This is a genomic window from Amycolatopsis sp. NPDC049688, from assembly GCF_040674975.1.
Lineage (GTDB): Bacteria > Actinomycetota > Actinomycetes > Mycobacteriales > Pseudonocardiaceae > Amycolatopsis.
Genome location: NZ_JBFANY010000017.1, coordinates 128174 through 143090, shown reverse-complemented (window position 1 = coordinate 143090; position 14917 = coordinate 128174). Strand labels below are relative to the sequence as shown.

9 protein-coding genes are annotated in these 14917 nt (G+C 73.2%); 3 read left to right on the top strand and 6 right to left on the bottom strand.

Annotated features, from left to right (window positions below; genetic code table 11):
• The first annotated feature begins 2 nt into the window (after positions 1–2).
• Both AB0J55_RS37530 and AB0J55_RS37525 read left to right on the top strand, forming a co-directional pair.
• The gene (locus AB0J55_RS37530; protein WP_364259931.1) at positions 3–734 is read left to right on the top strand and encodes a beta-phosphoglucomutase family hydrolase; all 732 of its coding nucleotides are present in this window, start codon (positions 3–5) and stop codon (positions 732–734) included.
• A complete protein-coding gene (locus AB0J55_RS37525) occupies positions 731–3130 on the top strand; it encodes a glycosyl hydrolase family 65 protein (protein WP_364259928.1) in 2400 nt (799 codons plus the stop codon). The genes AB0J55_RS37530 and AB0J55_RS37525 overlap by 4 nt, the downstream gene beginning before the upstream one ends.
• Here AB0J55_RS37525 and AB0J55_RS37520 read toward each other — a convergent pair.
• Together AB0J55_RS37520 and AB0J55_RS37515 are read right to left on the bottom strand one after the other, a co-directional pair.
• The gene (locus tag AB0J55_RS37520; protein WP_364259925.1) at positions 3111–3296 is read right to left on the bottom strand and encodes a hypothetical protein; all 186 of its coding nucleotides are present in this window, start codon (positions 3294–3296) and stop codon (positions 3111–3113) included. The two genes, AB0J55_RS37525 and AB0J55_RS37520, sit on opposite strands and share 20 nt — an antisense overlap.
• Before the next feature lie 41 nt (positions 3297–3337).
• Complete coding sequence (locus tag AB0J55_RS37515) at positions 3338–4276, bottom strand: exopolyphosphatase (RefSeq protein ID WP_364259922.1); 939 nt, start codon at positions 4274–4276, stop codon at positions 3338–3340.
• 257 nt (positions 4277–4533) lie between these two features.
• Between AB0J55_RS37515 and AB0J55_RS37510 the strand changes: the two genes are divergently transcribed.
• On the top strand, positions 4534–5121 hold the full coding sequence (locus AB0J55_RS37510; RefSeq protein WP_364259919.1) for a class F sortase: 588 nt from the start codon (positions 4534–4536) through the stop codon (positions 5119–5121).
• 322 nt (positions 5122–5443) lie between these two features.
• On the opposite strand, the gene AB0J55_RS37505 is transcribed toward AB0J55_RS37510, so the two are convergent.
• The 4 genes from AB0J55_RS37505 to AB0J55_RS37490 form a co-directional block, all read right to left on the bottom strand.
• Positions 5444–6484 carry an LLM class F420-dependent oxidoreductase gene (locus tag AB0J55_RS37505; RefSeq protein ID WP_364259916.1) on the bottom strand — a complete coding sequence of 347 codons (1041 nt, stop codon included), beginning with the start codon at positions 6482–6484 and terminating at the stop codon, positions 5444–5446.
• An 85-nt stretch (positions 6485–6569) separates the two neighbouring features.
• Positions 6570–7781: a fumarylacetoacetase gene (gene fahA / locus AB0J55_RS37500; protein ID WP_364259913.1), complete on the bottom strand. Its 1212-nt coding sequence runs from the start codon at positions 7779–7781 to the stop codon at positions 6570–6572.
• Complete coding sequence (locus AB0J55_RS37495; protein ID WP_364259910.1) at positions 7778–7990, bottom strand: hypothetical protein; 213 nt, start codon at positions 7988–7990, stop codon at positions 7778–7780. The genes fahA and AB0J55_RS37495 overlap by 4 nt, the downstream gene beginning before the upstream one ends.
• A 289-nt stretch (positions 7991–8279) precedes the next feature.
• The gene (locus tag AB0J55_RS37490) at positions 8280–14903 is read right to left on the bottom strand and encodes a DUF885 domain-containing protein (protein WP_364259907.1); all 6624 of its coding nucleotides are present in this window, start codon (positions 14901–14903) and stop codon (positions 8280–8282) included.
• Positions 14904–14917 lie beyond the last annotated feature (14 nt).

The window sequence follows — 14917 nt, the reverse complement described above, 5'->3', positions numbered from 1 at the left end:
GCATGACGGGATTGCCGGACACCATCACCGCCTGCCTGTTCGACCTCGACGGAGTATTGACCGGCACGGCGATCCTCCACCGCGAAGCCTGGAAGCGGACGTTCGACGAGTTCCTGCGCGCCCGCGACGGCGCCGGGTTCGCCGAGTTCACCGACCTCGACTACGCCGCCCACGTGGACGGCCGCCCGCGCGCCGACGGCGTGCGGGAGTTCCTGCGGTCACGGGGAATCACGCTGCCCGAGGGCGAACCGGACGACCCGGTGGACGCCCCGACCGTCAACGGCGTGGGCAACCGCAAGAACGAACTGGTCCTCAAGATCATCGACGAACGGGGGGTGAACCCCTACCCGGGTTCGGTGCGCTACCTCGAAGCGGTGCAGGCCGCCGGGCTCCGGATCGCCGTGGTGACGTCGTCGGCGAACGGCGCGAAGGTCCTCGACGGCGCCGACCTGAGCAAGTACGTCGAAGCGCGCATCGACGGCATCGTCATCCGCGAACAGCACCTGAAGGGCAAGCCGGCCCCGGACTCGTTCCTGGCCGGCGCCGCGGCGCTCGGCGTCGAACCCGCGCACGCGGCCGTCTTCGAGGACGCCCAGTCCGGCGTCCAGGCCGGTAAGGCCGGCGGCTTCGGGTACGTGGTCGGCGTGAACCGCGCCGACCAGGCCGCGGAACTGCGGGCCCACGGGGCCGACATCGTCGTCGACGACCTCGCCGACCTCCTGGAGGACCGATGACCGAACCGCACGGCTACGAGTGCTCGCCGTGGGAACTGCGGTGGCGCGGCATGGACGTCGACGCCCTGCAGCGCACCGAATCGGCGTTCGCGGTGTCCAACGGCCACATCGGGCTGCGCGGCACCCTCGAGGAGGCCGAGCCGCGCGGGCTGCCCGGCACGTACCTCAACGGCTTCTACGAACAGCACGAACTGCCCTACGCCGAGGCCGGCTACGGCTACCCCGAAGAGGGCCAGACCGTCGTCAACGTGACCGACGGCAAGATCATCCGGCTGCTCGTCGAGGACGAACCGCTCGACATGCGCTACGGCGCCGCCACCGCGCACGACCGGGTGCTGGACTTCCGCAAGGGCACGCTGTCGCGGACCACGGAGTGGTCGTCGCCGACCGGGCGGCGGGTCCGCGTGCGCACCGAGCGGCTCGTGTCGTTCACCCAGCGCGCGATCGCCGCGATCCGGTACGAGGTCGAGCCGCTCGACGAGGACCTGCAGCTGGTCGTCCAGTCGGACCTGCTGGCCAACGAGCCGATCGAGTCCGACACGAGCGACCCGCGGGTGGCCGCCGCGCTGGAATCGCCGCTGGTCGGCGAGTTCCACCGCGCGTCGGACTACAACGCCGTGCTGGTGCACCGGACCCGCCGCTCCGGACTGCGGATGGCCGCGGCGATGGACCACAAGATCGAGGTGGACGACGGGATCCGCGCCCGCATCCACTCCGAAGAGGACCTGGCGCGCCTGACCGTCGCGGTCGACGTGCCGAAGGGCGGGCGGCTGCGGATCACCAAGTTCCTCGCCTACGGCTGGTCCGCGCAGCGGTCGGTGCCCGCGCTGCGGTCGCAGGTCGAGGCGGCGCTCGCCGGCGCCCGCCAGACGGGCTGGAAGGGCCTGCTCACCGAGCAGCGCGAATTCCTGGACGACTACTGGCGGACGTCGGACATCGAGATCGAGGGCGATCCCGAACTGCAGCAGGCGGTCCGCTTCGCCCTCTTCCACATCCTGCAGGCCGGGGCCCGCGGCGAGAGCCGCGCGATCGCCGGCAAGGGGCTGACCGGGCCCGGCTACGACGGGCACGCCTTCTGGGACACCGAGTCCTTCGTCCTGCCGGTGCTCACCTACACGATCCCGGACGCGGCGCGCGACGCGCTGCGCTGGCGGCACTCCACAATGGACAAAGCCCGCGAACGCGCGCACCAGCTGGGGTTGCGCGGCGCGGCGTTCCCCTGGCGGTCGATCAACGGCGCCGAGTGCTCGGCGTACTGGCCGGCGGGCACGGCGGCGTTCCACGTCAGCGCGGACATCGCCGACGCCGTCCTGCGCTACCTCAACGCGACCGGCGACGAGGAGTTCGAGCGCGCCTACGGCACCGAGCTGCTGCTGGAAACCGCACGGCTGTGGGCTTCGCTGGGCCACCACGACCGGCACGGGACGTTCCGCATCGACGGCGTCACCGGGCCGGACGAGTACTCCGCGGTGGCGGACAACAACGTCTACACGAACCTGATGGCCCGGCGGAACCTGCAGGCAGCCGCGGCGTCGTGCGAGCGGCACCCCGAGGTCGCAGCCCGGTTCGGCGTCGACACCGTCGAGCTGGACTCCTGGCGCGCGGCCGCCGCGGCGATGTACCTGCCCTACGACGAAGAACTCGGCGTGCACCCGCAGTCGGAGGGCTTCCTCGACCACGACGAGTGGGACTACGAAAACACCCCTGCGGCACACTACCCGCTGCTGCTGCACTACCCGTACTTCGACCTGTACCGCAAGCAGGTCGTGAAGCAGGCGGACCTCGTGCTGGCGCTGCACCTGTGCGGCGACTCGTTCAGCCCGGAGGAGAAGGCCCGCAACTTCGCCTACTACGAAGCCCGGACGGTGCGGGACTCTTCGCTGTCGGCGGGAACGCAGGCGGTCATCGCGGCCGAGGTGGGCCACCTGGAGCTGGCGTACGACTACCTCGCCGAAGCCGCCCTCACCGACCTGCACGACGTGCACAACAACGTCCGCAACGGCCTGCACATGGCGTCGCTGGCCGGGGCGTGGCAGGGCGCCGTGGCCGGGTTCGGCGGCCTGCGCGACCACGGCGGGACCCTCGCGTTCGCCCCGCGGCTGCCCCCGCAGCTCGGGCGGATCACGTTCCGCCTGATGTTCCGCGGCACCCGGTTCCAGGTCGAGATCGACCCCGACCAGGTCACCTACCACGTGGTGGCCGGCGACCCCCTCGAAGTGCTGCACCACGGCGAGCGCATCACCGTCACGGCGGAGCCGCAGCGGTACCCGATCCCGAAGATCGACGCGGGCCCGACGCCGAAGCAGCCGCCCGGCCGGGCCCCGATGCGGCGGGACTCGGAAGCGGTGCGTCAGTACGCCGAGCCGGCCAATCCGATCACTGAGGAAGGTCGCTGACGACGTCGTCCCGCGCGGGCGGGGCCGGGATTTCCTCGGTCCCGCCCGGGCTGACGTCCGGGTCCGGGGCGGTCGGCACGTCGTGCGTCAGCTGCCCGGGGGTCGGGAGCTTCGGAAGCTCGTCGTCATCGTCGTCACGGCCGTGGATGCGCTGCTGCTCGCTCATGCTTTCCGGAATACCCGGTTTTCCCGCACGGGGCCAGCGGATCAGGCCGCGCTTTTCGCCGCCGCCCGCGCCTTGTCCTGCAGGCTGAGCAGCAGGCCGTCGCGGGTCGACCAGGGGCAGATCGTCACCTTGCCGCCGGCCACCATCAGCAGGGCTTCCGCGACGACGGCGCCGGCCAGCGCCTGGTGGGCGCGGCTGCGGGAGATGCCCGGCAGCTCGGCCCGCCTCGACGGCGGCAGCGCGGCCAGCCGCGGGATCCACGCGCGGAGGTCGTCGAGCCGCAGCTCCTTGCACTTGCCGGGGCGGGCGCCTGCGAGCCGCGCGAGCTGCTGCAGCACCTTTGAGCAGCCGACGACCCGCGGATCGTCGACCTCGGCGGCCCCGAGCGTGGTGGTCACGACGTCGAGAGCGTGCGCGCGCAGCGCCTTGACCTGCTTGTTCGACACGCGCTCGGACGGCAGCCAGTCCCGCGTCATGGACCGGGCGCCCAGCGGGAGCGAACGCGCGAAGGTGGCCTTCTCGCCGCGGCCGGCGGCCAGCTCGACCGTCCCGCCGCCGATGTCGAGCACCAGCATCGGCCCGGGCTCGTCGGCGTACCAGCGGCGGGCGGCGAGGTAGGTCAGCTCGGCCTCGCAGCGGCCGGAGAGGAACCGCAGCTCGACCCCGGTTTCGCCGGCGACGTGCCGGACGACGTCGGCCGCGTTGGCCGCGTCGCGGATCGAGGAGGTGGCGAACGGGTAGACGTCGCTGACGCCGTGGTGGTAGGCGGTGGTCATGCCGGCGGCGACGGCGGCCGTGACGGCCTCGATGCCCCGGTCGGAGAGCCGGCCGCGGGCGTCCAGCTCGCGGTCGAGGCGCAGCCGGGTCTGGTGGTTGACCAGCGGCTCCCGCGGCGACCCGTCGACCGGCACGACGACGAGCCGCGCGCTGAACGAGCCGACGTCCAGCACACCCACCGCGGGCTCTTCGATTTTCCGCACAGCTGGGCGCACCTCCACTTCCGTCCGGTTGAATATCCCCAGTTCGACGGTTTGAAACATGCAATGATGTCGGATCTCACGCGTTCTTGCCGCGTATTTACGGTTTTGCACCCCACCGGACGTGCCCATCTGCTGCGAAGGTCACAGTGAGATAACCCGATTGAGTGAATCGTTGTGCCCCTGGACACGATTCGGTAACGCACGCCGCCGGACGACGATTCAGGAGACATCGGAACCGTGTGGAGCAGGGGAACGTGATGGAGCGACGCTCCGAACTCGTGCGGCCCGCTGCCGTCGTGCTCGCGGTCGTGGCCGGGCTGGGCTGCGTCCTGCTCGGGGTCACGTCGGTGCTGGCGCCGGCCTCCCCGGTGACCCCGGGCGCGGAGGCGGCGGACCGCGTGACGGCCGCCCCACCGCCGGCGGCGCTGCTGGTCCCCGACCTCGACCTGCAGCTGAACCACCTGGTCGCACTGGGCCGCACGGCGGGCCGCCGCGAGCAGCCGGGCACGGCGCTGGGGGTGGGCTGGTTCAGCGACGGCCCGGCCCCGGGATCCCCGGGTGTCGCGGTGTTGTCGGGTCACGCGGGCTTCGGCTACGCCGCCGGCGCCTTCGCCCGCTTGGCGCGCCTGAAGCCGGGCGCTGCGATCACGGTCCGCGACGCCCACGGGCACGAGACGAGGTTCGCGGTCCGCCGGGTGACGCTGTTCCCGGCGAACGAGCCGGACAGCACCCTGGTGGCCCCGGAGGGCACAGGGCCGGAGCTGCGGCTGATCACGAGCGACGGGAGTTACGACAGCGCCGGGCTCGGCGGGGCACGGGTGGCGGTGTACGCGACCCCGGCTTGACCCAGCTCGCGCGAGCGCCTGCGGGCGCGCACCAGGCGCCCCGGCCGCCGTGCGGCCCATCACCCAGGGGCGCAGCAGGCAAGCCGCCACCGATCCCGCCCCGGCCTGGACGTTGTCCACGGTTGAGCGGCGCGGAATTGTCGGTGCTCGCCGGTAAAGTGGAAAACGGGGGGGCGCCCCCGCGGCCGGTGAGCTCAAACATCCGGGCCACCCACAGGCTGCCGGGCCGGCAACCACCAGCTCGCGTGGCGGAACCGCCCCGGCGAGCGGGCAGTCACCCGGCCCGACACCCCTCAGCCACCCGCTGCCGCGGGCTTCCGGCTCAGCCGATCAGCTCGCGCAGCTGCGACACCGCCGCCACCCGGCCTTCGCGGCCCGGCTGCAGGGGGTTCACCACCAGCGTCGTCGCTCCCGCGGCCGCGAACGCCGCCAGGCGCTCCTTCACGTACCCCTTCGGGCCGACCAGCGAAATCGCGCGCAGCAGCTCCAGCGGGACCGCCGCGGCCGCCTCCTCCTTCTTGCCGTCCAGGTACAGGTCCTGGATCAGCTTCGCCTCCGCCTCGTAGCCGTAGCGGCAGGCCAGGTCGTTGTAGAAGTTCTTGCCGCGCGCGCCCATTCCGCCGATGTACAGGGCCAGGATCGGCCGCACGTGGTCCAGCAGCGGCTCCACGTCGTCGCCGATGGCCAGGGCCACCGTCACGTACGTGTCCAGTTCGCCCAGGGCCGCGTCGCGCTTGGCCTTGCCCTCCGCCAGGGATGCGCCCCAGACGTCGGCGGCCTTCTCCGGGTGGAAGAAGATCGGCTGCCAGCCCTCCGCGATCTCGGCCGTCAGGGCGACGTTCTTCGGGCCGATCGAGGCCAGCAGCACCGGGATCCGCTCCCGCACCGGGTGGTTGATCAGCTTGAGCGGCTTGCCGAGCCCGGTGCCCTGCTCCGGCGGCAGCGGGATCGTGTAGTGCTTGCCCTCGTGCACCACGCGCTCGCGGCGCCACACCTGGCGGCACACCTCGACGATCTCGCGGGTGCGGCCCAGCGGCGCGTCGTACTTCACGCCGTGGAACCCCTCGATGACCTGCGGGCCGGACGCCCCCAGCCCGAGGATGAACCGTCCGTCGGAGACGAAGTCGAGGCCGGCCGCGGTCATCGCGGTCAGCGTCGGCGTGCGGGTGTAGATCTGGAAGATGCCCGACGCCAGCTGGACGCGCTCGGTCTTCGCGGCCAGGTAGCCGAGCTGGCTGACCGCGTCGAACGAGTACGCCTCCGGTACGAAGACGACGTCGAGGCCGGCCTTCTCCAGTTCGACGACGTCGGCGACGCTTTCGGCGAAGCCTCCGGAGTAGCTGATCCCGGTCCCGATCCTCATGGGCGTCCTTCCGCGGTGAACGAGCGCTTAGTCGCTCGTCATTATGCGCGCCGGGCGGCGGCTTCCGGTGTGGGCACCGCCACTCTCAGCCCGGGACGACCGTCCCCCGCACGTCGCCGAAGCCGATGCGCGTGCCGCCCGGGCCGGGGGCGGTCGCGCTGATCACGACCTCGTCGCCGTCTTCGAGGAACGTCCTGCTCACCCCGCCCGGCAGTTCGAACGGCTCGCGGCCGCCCCAGGACAGCTCCAGGAACGAGCCGCGCTGGTCGCGCTCCGGGCCGGTCACCGTGCCCGAGGCGAACAGGTCGCCGGTGCGCAGGCTCGCGCCGTTGACGGTCAGGTGCGCCAGCTGCTGCGGGGCCGTCCAGTACTGGGTCGCGAACGGCGGGCTCGACACGAGGTGGCCGTTGAGCCGGATCTCCAGGGCCAGGTCCAGGCCCCATTTCTCGCCGGTCCGCAGGTACTCGAACGGCTCCGGGTCCTGCGGCGGGCCGTCGACGCGCGCGTGCTCCAGCGCGGCCAGCGGGACGATCCACGGCGACACCGACGTCGCGAAGGACTTGCCGAGGAACGGGCCCAGCGGCTGGTACTCCCAGGCCTGGATGTCGCGCGCCGACCAGTCGTTGACCAGGCAGACGCCGAACACGTGGTCCGCGAAGTCCGCTGTGGACACCCGAGTGCCCACGGTGGACGGGACGCCGACGACGAACCCGACCTCCGCCTCGATGTCCAGCCGCTGCGACGGGCCGAACGACGGCGCGTCGGCGTTGCGGGGCTTGCGTTGCCCGTGCGGCCGGACGACCGGCGTGCCGGACGCCACGACGGTGCCGGCCCGGCCGTGGTAGCCGATCGGCAGGTGCTTCCAGTTCGGCGGCAGCTCGGCCGCGTCGGGCCGGAAGATCTTGCCGGCGTTGAGGGCGTGGTGCTCACTGGAGTAGAAGTCGACGTAGTCGGCGACGTCGAACGCGAGGTGGGTGGTCACCTCGGCCAGCGGCACCAGGTGCGGCCGGAGCTGGCCGGCGTACCGGGGTTCGGTGAGCCATTCCGTGACGCTCGCGCGCACGTCCCGCCAGGTGCCGGGCCCGGCGGCGAGCAGCGGGTTGAGCACCCCGGCGGTGAGCAGCGGCGCGAAGGCGGCGGCGGTCACGGCGGCCGCGGCGGTCAGGTCGAGCACGTGGTCACCGACGGGCACGCCGATCCGGCGTTCGGGCGCACCCCCGGCGGAGAAGACACCGTAGGGCAGGTTGTCCAGGCCGAACGGCGTGTCGTCGGCAAGGTCGAGCCAGGTCACGTTCACTCCTCGTCCCGGGCGGCTCCCGCCGCCGAGTAGTCGGCCGGCCCCGCACCACCGGCGGCACCGGACCAGGCCACGTTCATTCTTCGCCGCGGACGGCCCGCGCCGCGGGCCGGGGCGGCCGCCACCAGTGGCTGCCCTCCGCGGGCCAAGGCGGCCGCCGCCCCTTCGCGCCGCCGGCCCGACCGCTGCTGCTGCTGCTGCTGGCCCATCCCACCGGCGCCAGGCCGCAGCCACCCCCGGCTGCCGCCCTCCGATCCCACCCGCAGCAAGCCGCACCGACGGCAGTCACCCTCGGTTGCCGCCCCACCCGAGCCGAACCGCCGGCCTGGACGGCCGCTACTGGCTCATCCCACCCGCACCAGGCCGCAGCCACCCTCGGCCGCCGCCCTACGCGGGCCGAACGGCCGGCTCGGAAGGCCGCGGGCCCAGCCCGCCCGCAGCAAGCCGCACCGAGAGTTGCCGCCCTCGGCTGCCGCCCTGGCCGGACCTGCCGCTCCGTCACTTCCCGTCCTCTGGGGCGCGCGATGCCACCCAATCCGCCACCACGTCCGCCAGGACCGGCAGGGGCAGGGTTCCGCTGCCCAGCACCGTGTCGTGGAACTCGCGGATGTCGAACCGGTCTCCCAGCGCCCGCTCGGCCTCCGCGCGCAGCCGCTCGATCTCCAGGCGGCCCACCATGTAGCTGAGGGCCTGGCCCGGGTGGCCCGCGTAGCGGTCGATCTCGGCGTCGATCTCGATCTGGGCCATCGGGGTGTTGTCGCGCAAGTAGTCCGCCGCCCGTTGGCGGCTCCAGCCCAGCGCGTGCAGGCCCGTGTCGACCACCAGGCGCGCCGCGCGCATCGAGTCCTGGGTCAGGAGGCCGAGGCGGGCCACGTCGTCCGAATACAGGCCCATCTCGTCCGCCAGGCGCTCCGCGTACAGGCCCCAGCCCTCCGCGTACGCGTTGAACATCGCGATCCGGCGCAGCAGCGGCACGCCCGTCAGCTGCTGGGCCAGCACCAGCTGGAAGTGGTGCCCCGGCACGGCTTCGTGGAACGCCACCGCCTCCCCCAGGGTCCGCTGGCGCTCGTCCGCCTCCTGCGTGTTCGCGTAGTACGTCCCCGGCCGCGAACCGTCCAGGGACGGCTCGATGTAGTAGGCGATCGAGCCGCTTTCGGCCTCCGCGGCGGGCACCGGGGCGACCTGGCAGCGCTCCGCCGGCACCCGCGAGAACCACTGCGGCGCCACGGCTTCCGCGCGCGTGATCGTCGCCCGGGCGGCGTCCAGCAGCTCGTCGCCGTCGCGCCAGCGCAGCGCCGGGTCCGTGCGGATCCGGTCGAAGATCTCCGCCAGGTCGGTCGTGCCGAACACCTTCGCGCCCAGCTCGCGGTACTCCTCCGCCAGCTGCTCGATGATCGCCAGGCCCGTGTCGTGCAGGTCCTGGGGCGTGCGCTCGGTCGTCGTCTCCGCGCGGATCAGGGCCGCGTACCGCTCCGGGCCGCCCGGCAGGTCGCCGATGCCCGGCGACGTCTCGGGCCGCGCCACCGGGACGACCTCGCCGGCCAGGAAGTCCCGGTACCGGGCGTACGCAGGCCGGACCACCTCGGCCAGCAACCGGTCGCGCTCGGCTTCGAGCCCGTGGACCGGCACCTTCAGCGGGTCGTTCTCCGGCGCGCCGAGGTACCGCTCGACGTAGCCGACGCCGATGCGCGCCAGGAACTCCGGCGGGATCAGGCCCGCGGCGAGCGCGGCGCGCTGCCGCTCGATCAGCTGGTCCAGGTACGTGCCGACCGCCTCGAGCCGGCTGAGGTAGCCGCGGGCCTTGGCCTCGTCGTCGAGCACCGTCTGCGGCAGCGCCATCAGCAGTTCGAGGGCCGGCGCGGCCAGCCCGTCGCTGACCGCGATGTCGGCCCGGCCGGAGTCCAGCACGTCGATCTGGGTGCGAGCCTGCCAGATCACGACGTCGCGGGTCACCCGTTCGGCCGGCGGCAGCGCCGCCGCGTCGATCGCCTCGGCCCGCGCGATGATCCCGGCGAGCCCGGCGCGGTACCGGGCCGCGGCTTCGGCGGTCTGGTCGGCGAGCTTGTCGTGGGTGCCCGGCAGGCCGTACAGCGACGGGAACAGCGGCTGCGCCTCGAACATCAGCTCCAGGCACTCGTCGGCGAGCCGGTCGGGCGTGTCCCGGCGCGCCGCCACCCACTCCGCGACGACGCCGGCGAGCACCGGCAGCGGCAGGGTTCCGCTGCCCAGCACGACGTCATGGAACTCGCGGACGTCGAACGCCTCGCCCAGCGCCTGTTCGGCCTCGGCACGCAGCCGCTGGATCTCCAGCCGACCCACCATGTAGCCGAGGGCCTGCGCCGGATCGGCGGCGTACCGGTCGATCTCCGCCTCGATCTCCAGCCGCGCCATCGGCGTGTGCTCGGCGAGGTAGTCGACCGCCTGCTGCCGGCTCCACCCGAGCGCGTGCAGGCCGGTGTCGACGACCAGCCGCCCGGCCCGCATCGAGTCCTGGGTCAGCATGCCCAGCCGCGAGACGTCGTCGGAATACAGGCCCATCTCGTCGGCCAGCCGCTCGGCGTAGAGACCCCAGCCCTCGGCGTAGGCGTTGACGTGGGCGATGCGGCGCAACAGCGGCAGCCCGCTCAGGTCCTGCGCGAGGCACAGCTGGAAGTGGTGCCCCGGCACGGCTTCGTGGAACGCGACGGCCTCGCTGGTGATCCTCGGCCGCTTGTCCGCTTCGTACGTGTTCGCGTAGTAGACCCCCGGGCGCGTCCCGTCTAGCGACGGGCGCAAGTAGTACGCGATCGTGCCGCTCGCCGCGTCGGCCTCGGGCACCGGCCTGACCTCGCACTTCTGCTCCGGCACCCGCGAAAACCATTGCCCCGCCACGGCTTCCGCGCGCGTGATCGCGGCCCGGGCCCCGGCCAGCAGCTCCTCGCCGTCCCGCCAGCGCAGCGCCGGGTCGGTCCGGATCCGGTCGAAGATCTCCCCGAGGTCCGTGGTGCCGAACAGCTTCCCGCCCAGCTCGCGGTACTCCTCGCCGAGCTTTTCGATCAGCGCCAGCCCGGTGTCGTGCAGGTCCTGCGCCGTGCGGTCGGTCGTCGTTTCCACGCGGATCAGCGCGGCGTACCGCTCCGGCCCGCCCGGCAGGTCGCCGATGCCCGGCGACGTCTCGGGCCGCGCCACCGGCGCGACCTCGTCGGCCAGGAAGGCGCGATACCGCGCGTACGCGGGCCGGACGACCTCTTCGAGCAGCCTGTCCCGCTCGGCCTCGAAGCCGTCGAGCGCATACGGCGGTGTCACCCGCAGCGGGTCGCTCTCGGGCGCGCCGAGGTAGCGGTCGACGTAGTCGACGCCGATGCGCACCAGGAACTCCGGCGGCACCAGCCCTTCGCCCACCGCCGCGCGCTGACGGCCGATCAGGGCGTCGAGGTAGCCGCCGACCCCGGCCAGCCGGGTCAGGTAGCCGCGGACCTTCGGCTCGTCGTCCAGCACCGTCTGCGGCAGGTAGAGCAGCAGCTGCAGCGCGGGCGAGGCGATCCCGTCGCTGACCGAGATGTCGGCCCGGCGGGAGTCGATCTCGTCGATCTGCGCTTTCGCCTGGGAGATCACGACGTCCCGCGTGACGCGCTCGGCCGGCGGCAGCCCGGCGGGGTCGATCGCCTCGGCGCGCGCGGCGATCGCCGCGTACGCGGAGCGGAACCGGGCTGCGGCTTCCGCGCTGGGATCGGGCAGCCGGTCGTGCTCGCCGGGCAGGCCGAACACCGACGGGTAGAGCGGCTGCCGCTCGAAGTTCACCGCCACCAGCTCGTCGGCGAGCCTGCCGGGCGTGTCGCCCCGCGCGGCCACCCAGTCCGTGACCACCTTGGCCAGCGCGGACAGCGGCAGCATCCCGTGCCCCAGCACGACTTCGTGGAACTCGCGGATGTCGAACGCCTCGCCCAGCGCCTGTTCGGCCTCGGCACGCAGCCGCTGGATCTCCAGCCGGCCCACCATGTAGCCGAGCGCCTGGCCGGGCCAGCCGACGTACCGGTCGATCTCCGCCTCGATCTCCAGCCGCGCCATCGGCGTGTTGTCGACCAGGTAGTCGATCGCCTGCTGCCGGCTCCAGCCCAGCGCGTGCAGGCCCGTGTCGACCACCAGCCGGCCCGCCCGCATCGAGTCCTGCGTGAGCATGCCCAGCCGCGAGACGTCGTCGGAATACAGGCCCATCTCGTCCGCGAGCCGCTCGGCGTAGAGGCCCCAGCCTTCGGCGTAGGCGTTGAACATGCCGATCCGCCGCAGCAGGGGGAGGTCCTGCAGTTCCTGGGCCAGGCTCAGCTGGAAGTGGTGCCCCGGCACGGCTTCGTGGAAGGCGATCGCCTCGCTGGTGAACCGCGGCCGCTTGTCCGCTTCGTACGTGTTCGCGTAGTACGTGCCCGGACGGGTTCCGTCGAGCGACGGCTGGAGGTAGTACGCGATCGTGCCGCTCGCCGCGTCGGCCTCGGGCACCGGCGCGACCTCGCACTTCTCCGCCGGGATGCGCGAAAACCACTGCGGCGCGACGGCTTCGGCGCGGGCAATGGCTTCCCGGGCCGCCAGCAGCAGCTCCTCGCCGTCCCGCCAGCGCAGGGCCGGATCGGTGCGCAGGCGCTCGAAGATCTCGGGGAGTTCGGTGGTGCCGAACACCTTCGCGCCCAGCTCGCGGTACTCCTCGCCGAGCTTTTCGATCAGTGCCAGCCCGGTGTCGTGCAGTTCCTGCGCCGTGCGGTCGGTCGTCGTCTCCGCCCGGATCAGGGCGGCGTACCGCTCGGCCCCGCCCGGCACGTGGGAGATCCCCGGGGCGGTGTCCGGCCGCCCGGCCGGTTCGACCTCCGTGCGGAGGAAGTCCCGGTACCGCGCGTACGCCGGGCGGACCACCTCCGCGAGCAGCCTGTCCCGCTCGGCTTCGAAGTCCTCGACCGCCGCTGTCGTGCTCACCTTCAGGGGGTCGTTCTCCGGCGCGGACAGGTACCGGTCGAGGTAGCCGACGCCGACGCGGGCGAGGTAGGCCGGCGGCACCAATCCTTCGGCCAGGCTTTCGCGCTGCCGCTCGGTCAGCTCGGCGAGGAACGGCTCGATGGCGCCCAGCCGAGCCAGGTAACCGCGGGCCTTCTTTTCGTCGTCCAGCTTGTAGTACGGCAGGTACATCAGCAGCCCGAGCGCGGGCGAGGTGAGCCCGTCGCTGACCGCGAGGTCGGCGGCCCGCGCGCCGAGCCGGTCGGCTTCCACCTCGGCGGAGGCGATCACCACCTCACGCGTGACGGCCTCTTCCGGCGTCAGGCCGTCGGTGGCCAGCGCCCGCGCACGGGTGGCGATGCCGGTGTACGCGGCCCGGAACCGCTCCCGGGCCTCCCGGGTCTGGTCGGCGAGGCGGTCGTGACCGCCGGGCAGGCCGAGCACCGACGGGTACAGCGGTTCCTGCTCGAACGACAGCTCGACGAGCTCGGCCGCCAGGCCGTCGACGGTGTCGCCGTGCCCGGCCACCCACTCGTCGACGACGGTGGCGAGCACCGACAGCGGCAGCGGGCCGCCGGCCAGCACGAGGTCGTGGAACGCGCGGACGTCGAACCGCGAGCCGAGCCGCTGCGCGGCGCGGGTGCGCGCCCGCTGGATCTCCCGGCGCCCCACCAGGTACCCCAGCGCCTGGCCCGGCCACGCGATGTAGCGGTCGACCTCGGACTCGATTTCGGGACGCGCCTCCGGCGTGTGCTCCAGCAGGTAGTCGACGGCCTGCTGCCGGGTCCAGCCCAGCGCGTGCAGGCCCGTGTCGACCACCAGCCGGCCCGCCCGAAGCGAGTCGCCGGCCAGCATGCCGAGGCGGGCGATGTCGTCGGAGTAGAGCCCCATTTCGTCGGCGAGGCGCTCGCTGTAGAGCCCCCAGCCTTCGATGTAGGCGTTGAAGCCGCCGATGCGGCGCAGCAGCGGCAGCTCGGTGAGCCCCTGCGCGATGCTGAGCTGGAAGTGGTGGCCCGGCACGGCTTCGTGGAACGCGGTCGTCTCGGCCATGTGCCGGAAGCGCTCGGTGGCTTCGTGGGTGTTCGCGAAGTAGATCCCCGGCCGGGAGCCGTCGACGGCCGGGCGCAGGTAGTACGCCGCGGGCGCGCCGGGCGCGACCTCCGCCGGCACCGCCTCGACCGTGCACTGCTGCGCCGGGATCCGGCCGAACCACTTCGGGGCCTCCGCGGCCGCCCGGGCGACGGCCGCGCGGGCGGTCTCCATCAGCTCGTCCGCGCTGCGCCAGCGCAGGGCCGGGTCGGTGCGCAGCCGCGTGAAGATCTCGGCGAGGTCGTCGGTGCCGAACACCTTCAGCCCCAGCTCCCGGTACTCGGCGGCGAGCGCTTCGATGGTGTCGAGGCCGATCCGGTGCAGCTCGTCCGGGGTGAGCTCGGTGGTGGTGTGCATGCGCGCCAGGCCGGCGTACGTCTCCGCGCCGCCCGGCAGCCACGACAGGCCGGGCCGGTCCTCGGGGCGCCCGTGCGGCTTCACCTCGGTGACCAGGAATTCGCGGTACTCGGCGAAGGCCGGGCGGACGACGTCGGCCAGCAGCTCGTCCCGCCGCCGCTCGAACGCCTCGTCCGGGGCCGGCTGGCGGCGCAGCGGATCGGCCTGGGGGTCGGCGAGGTAGCGGTCGAGGTGCGCGACCGCGGCGTCGACCAGGTGGGCCACCGGGAGCAGGCCCGCGGCGATGCCGTCGGCGTGCCGCCGGGCGGCCTGGCGGAGGTACGCCGGGATCGCGGCGAGCCGGCCGAGCTGGGCCTCCGCGGTCTCCCCCGCCGTCACCGTGGTCATCGGCAACGCCATCAGCAGGCCGGACGCGGTCCCGATGGAGAGGTCGGTGACGGTGAACTCGGACAGCCGGCTGTCGATGGCCGCGATGCGGTCCTCGGCCGTGGTGATCAGCACCTCGCGGGTCACCCGGTCTTCGGCGTCCTCGGCCTCCAGCGAGCGGGCGCGGTCGAGGAACGCCGCGAGCCGCGCGCGGAACGCCTGTTCGGCCTCGGCGGACAGATCCGGCAGGCCGGGCTCCGCCGGGCGGACGCCCAGCAGCGCGGGCGTCAGCGGATCGGCGGCGAACAGCGCTTCGACGAACTCGTCGGCGAGTTCGGTGACCGCGGTCATGGCAGGACCCCCAG

Excerpts from the sequence above, each read along its gene's own strand:
- AB0J55_RS37525 (WP_364259928.1), top strand. The coding sequence starts at position 731 with ATGACCGAACCGCACGGCTACGAGTGCTCGCCGTGGGAACTGCGGTGG.
- AB0J55_RS37520 (WP_364259925.1), bottom strand. The coding sequence starts at position 3,296 with ATGAGCGAGCAGCAGCGCATCCACGGCCGTGACGACGATGACGACGAG.
- AB0J55_RS37505 (WP_364259916.1), bottom strand. The coding sequence starts at position 6,484 with ATGAGGATCGGGACCGGGATCAGCTACTCCGGAGGCTTCGCCGAAAGC.
- AB0J55_RS37495 (WP_364259910.1), bottom strand. The coding sequence starts at position 7,990 with ATGGGCCAGCAGCAGCAGCAGCAGCGGTCGGGCCGGCGGCGCGAAGGG.
- AB0J55_RS37510 (WP_364259919.1), top strand. The coding sequence starts at position 4,534 with ATGGAGCGACGCTCCGAACTCGTGCGGCCCGCTGCCGTCGTGCTCGCG.
- AB0J55_RS37490 (WP_364259907.1), bottom strand. The coding sequence starts at position 14,903 with ATGACCGCGGTCACCGAACTCGCCGACGAGTTCGTCGAAGCGCTGTTC.
- AB0J55_RS37530 (WP_364259931.1), top strand. The coding sequence starts at position 3 with ATGACGGGATTGCCGGACACCATCACCGCCTGCCTGTTCGACCTCGAC.